The 6,596-nt window shown below is 43.0% G+C and carries 5 protein-coding genes and 1 tRNA gene; 5 read left to right on the top strand and 1 reads right to left on the bottom strand.

The window, feature by feature from the left end; translation table 11 throughout:
* Nucleotides 1–311: 311 nt before the first annotated feature.
* The 3 genes from ACT3TH_RS11570 (at nt 312) to ACT3TH_RS11560 (ending at nt 3,259) form a co-directional block, all read left to right on the top strand.
* Nucleotides 312–1,841 (top strand): M20/M25/M40 family metallo-hydrolase, encoded by a 1,530-nt coding sequence (locus ACT3TH_RS11570; RefSeq protein ID WP_444755984.1) that lies wholly within the window; start codon nt 312–314, stop codon nt 1,839–1,841.
* Nucleotides 1,842–2,392: 551 nt separating this feature from the next.
* Nucleotides 2,393–2,469 (top strand) — tRNA-OTHER (locus ACT3TH_RS11565).
* Between the two features lie 61 nt (nt 2,470–2,530).
* The gene (locus ACT3TH_RS11560; protein WP_444755983.1) at nt 2,531–3,259 is read left to right on the top strand and encodes a hypothetical protein; all 729 of its coding nucleotides are present in this window, start codon (nt 2,531–2,533) and stop codon (nt 3,257–3,259) included.
* Between the two features lie 212 nt (nt 3,260–3,471).
* On the opposite strand, the gene ACT3TH_RS11555 is transcribed toward ACT3TH_RS11560, so the two are convergent.
* Nucleotides 3,472–3,732, bottom strand: a complete 261-nt coding sequence (locus tag ACT3TH_RS11555) for a DUF1289 domain-containing protein (RefSeq protein WP_444755982.1) — start codon at nt 3,730–3,732, stop codon at nt 3,472–3,474.
* Nucleotides 3,733–3,909: 177 nt separating this feature from the next.
* Between ACT3TH_RS11555 and ACT3TH_RS11550 the strand changes: the two genes are divergently transcribed.
* Both ACT3TH_RS11550 and parE read left to right on the top strand, forming a co-directional pair.
* On the top strand, nt 3,910–4,572 hold the full coding sequence (locus ACT3TH_RS11550) for a YqiA/YcfP family alpha/beta fold hydrolase (RefSeq protein ID WP_444755981.1): 663 nt from the start codon (nt 3,910–3,912) through the stop codon (nt 4,570–4,572).
* A 125-nt stretch (nt 4,573–4,697) separates the two neighbouring features.
* On the top strand, nt 4,698–6,584 hold the full coding sequence (gene parE / locus ACT3TH_RS11545; protein ID WP_444755980.1) for a DNA topoisomerase IV subunit B: 1,887 nt from the start codon (nt 4,698–4,700) through the stop codon (nt 6,582–6,584).
* Nucleotides 6,585–6,596 lie beyond the last annotated feature (12 nt).

The raw sequence follows: 6,596 nt of genomic DNA, 5'->3' as shown, positions 1-6,596 counted from the left end.
GATACTCCTGCCTCCCCAGAAAAAGACACCGCCAAATACAGCCTTGTTCTCACCCCCTCTTGACCCATTCTTACTCTCTATGCCTATAAGCGTTGGATGGTGGGGGCGATTTGGTTTGCTAACTAATTACAATAGACTGTATTCCTATATTTATATTGTTGGGCTGTGATATTAGTGCTAAATTCTTAGAACTTAAAGCAGTCAACTTGCTAAAACAATTTAGAATAAATAATTGAGTTACTATATAACGATAGTGCCTTAGTAAAATTACAATGGATTGCATTGGTCAACTTCATGGAGATTGGGAAGTTATGAACAAATTACGTGCGTTTTTCTTGATGGGTGCTGCATTAGCAGTGTGTAATAGCGCAAACGCCGCTGAGCTGTCAGCCGCTTCTGCTGTAAAGTATGCACAAGGTACTTACCCTGAGTATTTTGATCTTTTAGCACTACCAAACGATGCGATTGTGCCAGCGGACGTACGTAAAAACGTTGAGTTCCTTGAGGTGGCTTTCCGTAAGCGTGGATTTGTCACAAAGCAATTGCAAAACGATGGTAAGCCAATGTTGTTTGCAGAGCTGCCAGATGCTGACCCTAAGCGTAAGACCGTACTCTTCTATATGCATCTTGATGGTCAGCCAGTGGTAGCTGAACAATGGGATCAGAAGGACCCTTGGACGCCAGTACTTAATAAACGTACAGCAGCAGGTAAGTGGGAAGAGATGGATTCTGCGAAGTTGTTCAATGGTTCGGTTGACCGCGAGTGGCGAGTTTTTGGGCGTTCAGCTGCGGATGCTAAGGCACCAATAATGATGTTCCTCGCTGCTATCGATGCTCTAAAATCCAGCGGTGCTGCTCAGGGTATCAATGTGAAAGTGATACTCGATAGTGAGGAAGAAAAGGGATCGCCTTCGATTAAAAAGGTAATGTCAGCCAATAAGGATCTACTGCGCTCAGACGTGATTGTTATTAATGATGGACCTATGCATGCGACTAACCAGCCTACATTGATTTTTGGTAATAGGGGTGCAGCTCAGGCGCGCATTACGGTTTATGGTCCCAAAACACCATTACATAGTGGCCACTATGGCAACTACTCACCTAACCCTGCTCAGCGCTTAGCGACGCTTCTTGCCTCTATGAAGGATGATGATGGGCGTGTCACTGTACCGGGCTATTATGATCGCGTGAAACTCAATGCCGCTGATCGCAAGATCATGGCAGCAGTCCCAGATGATGAAGCTGCTATTCAGAAACGCCTTGGTATTGCAAAGCCTGACAAGGTGGGGAATAACTATCAAGAGGCGATGCAGTATCCATCGCTCAATGTCCGCGGTATGGCATCGGCCGCCGTAGGGGACAAGGTTGCTACCATTGTGCCTGATATGGCCGTTGCCGAATTGGATCTACGTACAACCCCAGAGTCGGATGCTAAGTACCTGACAAAGCTCGTTGAGACGCATATTCAAAAACAAGGCTATCACTTGGTCACAGGTACACCTACTGATGACGACAGAGCGCGCTTTGATAAGTTAGCAAGCTTTTCTTATCAGACCGAAGGTGGGAACGCTGCGGCTACGCCTGTCGATTCACCCGTAGGTAAGTGGGCGCTTAAATCGATGGTAGATACTTTTGGCACGACGCCTCCGCCAGTCCGTATTCGCATGATGGGCGGCACTGTGCCAACGGCACAGATTGTGGAAACCTTACAAGTACCGTTCGTTATTGTGCCCTTGGTGAACGCCGATAATAATCAGCACGCTGCTAATGAAAACATGCGCGTGGGTAACTATATTGATGGCGTACGTACTCTTTATAGTCTAGTGACCAGTCCTTTATAAACAGAGATGGAGTAGGGCAGTAAAGCTTATGCTTGATTGCTAGTGGTATTAATGTGATGGCATAATCTGATAACTTTCCTAAACTTATAAGAGAAATATCGTTGCGCCAATGGTAGTGTGGTTCGCCCATGTGAGAGTAGGTCATCGTCAGCTTCTCATACTTAAAAAGAGTCATCCTCAACGAGATGGCTCTTTTTTTATCTTTCATTCCTAATGGCCTGCGCACCAAATTCTGTTAAAAGAATTTGCTCTTACGCTTTCTTGAGGACGAATAAGCGAAACATTGTTTCGCCCAACGTAAGAAAAGAGCTATGCTCGCAGTTAACAATGCTTTGCCTTAACGGCGCTCTTTTCGTTCGTCAGCTCTTTATTCTAAAGCTAAATTCCCTTTTCTCGATGCTAAAAAAGACTTTTATTTGCGATAGCTTATTGATGTAAGCCATCCAATAGCACGTATTAAATTGATGGTGTCTTAAAGAATAAACCTTGAACCTATAAGATAATGAACTTTTGCTTACATTAGTTTGAAAGAAGTGATAGAATATTTTCGGGCCTATAGCTCAGAAGGGTGAGAGCACAAATCGGCTGTTTTGCGATTTGAGGACGCTGGTTCGAGTCCAGCTAGGCAAAATGCATTTACTACTATTATAAAGTGTATTTTGCCCAGCTTATTCGGAGAATTTAAGTTAATGCCCCATTCAAACATCAATCACTCAGCAAACCTTCAGAGTATTTTCTTAATTCAAACTGAGAATGTTAGGGAACTTGAAAAATCTTGGAAGCAAGGTAATCGCCTTGTAAATGAGTCTCTTAGAAATCGTGACCAAGCCGCTACGGCTATTCAAACTAAGCTAATGGCTCTATTATTTTCTGCTTATACAGAGGCAATTTTCTCTAAACTTATACATACACCCCAAGCTCTAACAAAAGAAGAGATTAATAAACTGAAATCAGAGTTTAAAATAAACTCATATAAGGGCTGGATTATTTGTCTTAATCTTATTGTAGGAAAGATAACCACTAAAAATCAGGCTTATAAAGACCAAGTTATTATTGATGTTGAAAGCCTCCTTGAAAATTATATAAAGCAGCCGAGTGAAGTAAGAAATCGTATGGCTCATGGACAATGGGTTATTGCTCTGAATTCTAAAAATACTCGAGAAAGCAGCTTAATAACTTCTAAAATTAGAAATCTCGATATAATAACTCTTACCAAATATAAAAAATCCTTTTCTTTGATCTCACTTATAATTGAAGATTTAATTGAATCTCCAGATAAAGCGCATGTTAATACCTATCGAGAAAAAATTAATGAATTCAATAAAGAGCAACAACGAATGGCATCTTGGACTTTACAAGGTCGTATTCAAAAACTTAGACAGAAACCGACATTTTGCGAGAACTGTATAGCAAAATAAAGTATCTGATATGATTTTGTTATCTGAAAGTAATGAATTAAAGTTACTAGGTGTTATATATTCTATTACTGAAAAAACATTTTTTAAATTATTCTTAACTAAGCATGAAAAAGGACTAATGTATAGTCAGTAAAAATTTGGTTCTACATATGCAATCTAATATTGTAACTAGATAGTCTAAAGCATATGTGTCCTAAGAGTATTCTTACCTTTCAAAACAACTCACCCACCTCAACATCTTCCTCAAAATCAAATCCTAACTGCTCGTTTTTACGCTGTCTCATCTGCTCGATACGCTGTTTACGTCCTACGATAAGCCGTAATACCTCTCGACGCTGCTCTGTCGTCATCTCATGCCAAAACTGACGCTCAGGACGACTGCGCAGGCAACCAAAGCAATAGCCTTTTTTATTGCTTTGACAGACACCAATACAAGGGTTGTCTATGTCAAACAGCTCAAACTGTGGATTCATGGCGGCTCCATCGCTACTACGGTCATTCCTTTGGTTGGCGCAAAACTGGGATAATAGCCTATTATGTCGCAAATACTGAATAATAGTGTGCCGTTTTATTGTTACTATGTTTACTGAGCGGGTGTTATGCTGGGCGTCACAGTTTTTATAAAACAATCATAATAAGCGAGATAATACATGAACCTTATTTATATTCATGGATTGGACAGCGATACCAATTCTACCAAAGGGGTGTTGTTAGAAAAATATTGTCAGCAATACCATCCACATATTACCGTACTGCGCCCCGATTTGAATCAATCGCCTGAGCACGTTTTTAACCACATCGTCTCATTGATAGAAAACGCCAATAATGATAAAAACAAAAATACGGAAAATGCTCAGTCGCACTCATCGGACACAATATTGGTAGGCAGCTCGTTAGGCGGGTATTTTTCTACCTTAGTCAGCAATCATACCGGTTGCCCCGCGCTATTATTAAACCCTAGTACGCAGCCACACATCACGCTACAGCGATTTGCCGATAAGTCTGTGTCAAATGATAGTGGTAAAGCGGCATTGTCAAAAGATTACATTTTGCATTCGACAGCAGGTGGCTGGAATATTACTAACGCTGATTTACAGTGGTTTGCCAGTCATCAGCTATCAGTCGTGAATCATCCAAATAGAGTCGCGGTACTGATCAAAGAAGGCGATGAGTTATTAAGTCCTAAGCTGGCCAAAACCTTTTACCAAGAGCAAGGGGCAATTGTCACAGTGCAAGCTGGGGGCGACCATAGATTTAGTGATTTTGAGGTGCAATTACCAATGGTGATCAAGCTATTACAGCAACTGGTATAAAGTTATATCAAATAAATAGACGACATTATATGACGCAAGCGACTGACTATTACCATTAATGTCGCTATTTTTCGTTATAATGGTTCAATAGAATTAATCGCACATGAACAGTTAAGGATGCATTTGTGAGTCAGTATAATGCGCAATCGTTAGAAGTTTTAGAAGGGTTAGAGCCAGTCCGTCGTCGCCCCGGTATGTATACCGATACCACGCGTCCCAACCATTTGGCGCAAGAGGTCATTGATAACTCAGTAGATGAAGCACTGGCAGGTTATGCCAAAACCATTAAAGTTCAATTGCATAGTGATGGCTCGTTGTCAGTCGAAGATGATGGACGCGGTATGCCGACCGATATTCATCCTGAATTTGGTCAATCGGGGATTGAGCTGATTTTGACCCGCTTGCATGCGGGCGGTAAGTTTTCGACCTCCAATTATGAAGTGTCAGGTGGTTTGCATGGCGTAGGTATTTCTGTCGTCAATGCACTATCTACCCGCGTTGAAGTCACCGTATGGCGCGACAGTACCCAGTTTGATATGGCGTTTGAGAACGGCGCACCTGTGACATCTTTGACCGAAGCGGTCAGCTCAAACAAGCGTAAACGCGGTACGAGAGTACAGTTTTGGGCGGATGGCAGTTTTTTCGATACGCCCAAGTTCAATGTAAAACAGCTCAAGCACAACTTAAAAGCCAAAGCAGTCTTGTCAGCAGGACTGACGATTGAGTTTGTCGATGACATCAATAATGAAAAGGTGGTTTGGCAATTTACCGATGGGGTTGTTGAATATCTAAACGAGCAATTAGACGGTCTTGAGACGTTGCCGCAAGCCCCATTTTATTATAATCATGAAGCAAAAGATGGCGCGCGCGCAGGTATCACTTTTGCCTTATCTTGGTTGCCTGAGGGCGGTACACCAATCCAAGAAAGCTATGTGAATTTGATTCCGACGGCTCAAGGTGGTACGCACGTCAATGGTCTGCGTACTGGTATTTTAGAAGCATTGCGCGAGTTTTGTGATATTCATAATTTGCTACCACGCAGTGTGAAATTGACAGCAGAAGATGTATGGGATGGGGTCAACTATATCCTGTCGCTTAAATTCTCTGAGCCGCAGTTTTCTGGTCAAACCAAAGAGCGCCTATCGAGCCGTGAAGCGGCTGGCGCAGTACAGACACTGGCAAAAGATGCGTTTAGCTTATGGTTAAATCAGCATGCTGATATGGGCACGCAAATTGCCGAGCTAGCCATTAATAAAGCGGGCCGCCGTCTTAAATCTGCCAAAAAAGTCGCTCGTAAAAAAATCACCCAAGGGCCAGCTTTGCCCGGTAAACTGGCGGATTGTCGCGGTGACCTGCGGGACGGTGCTGAGCTGTTCTTAGTAGAGGGTGACTCTGCTGGTGGTAGTGCCAAACAAGCACGCGATCGTCATTATCAAGCCATACTACCACTGCGCGGTAAGATTCTGAATACGTGGGAAGTGTCGTCGGATACCGTCCTATCCAGCCAAGAGATTCACGATATTGCAATTGCAATCGGTGTTGATCCTGCCTCCGACGACTTATCTGAACTACGCTATGACAAAGTCTGTATCTTAGCGGATGCCGACTCGGATGGGTTGCATATTGCCACACTGATTTGCGCGTTATTCGTTAAGCATTTCCCCGCTCTGGTTGATGCCGGTCACTTGTTTGTCGCTATGCCGCCATTGTACCGAGTAGATGTGGGCAAAGAAGTGCACTATGCGTTGGATGAGCCAGAGCTGGCGCACATCTTAGAGAATGTACCCGGCAATAAAAAAGCGCAAATCACGCGCTTTAAAGGTTTGGGTGAGATGAGTGCTGAGCAGCTACGGGAGACGACCATGAACCGTGATACTCGGCGCTTGGTGCAGTTAGATATGGATGACATGGTGCTCACCAATAGTGTTATGGACATGCTACTGGCAAAAAAACGCGCGTCTGATCGCAAATCATGGCTTGAGAATAAAGGCAACTTAGCAGATATTCCGTAAAATTGTATAAAA

The sequence above is a fragment of the Psychrobacter sp. AOP22-C1-C5 genome (genome assembly GCF_052378885.1).
Taxonomy (GTDB): domain Bacteria; phylum Pseudomonadota; class Gammaproteobacteria; order Pseudomonadales; family Moraxellaceae; genus Psychrobacter.
This window is presented reverse-complemented; position numbering and strand designations above follow the sequence as displayed.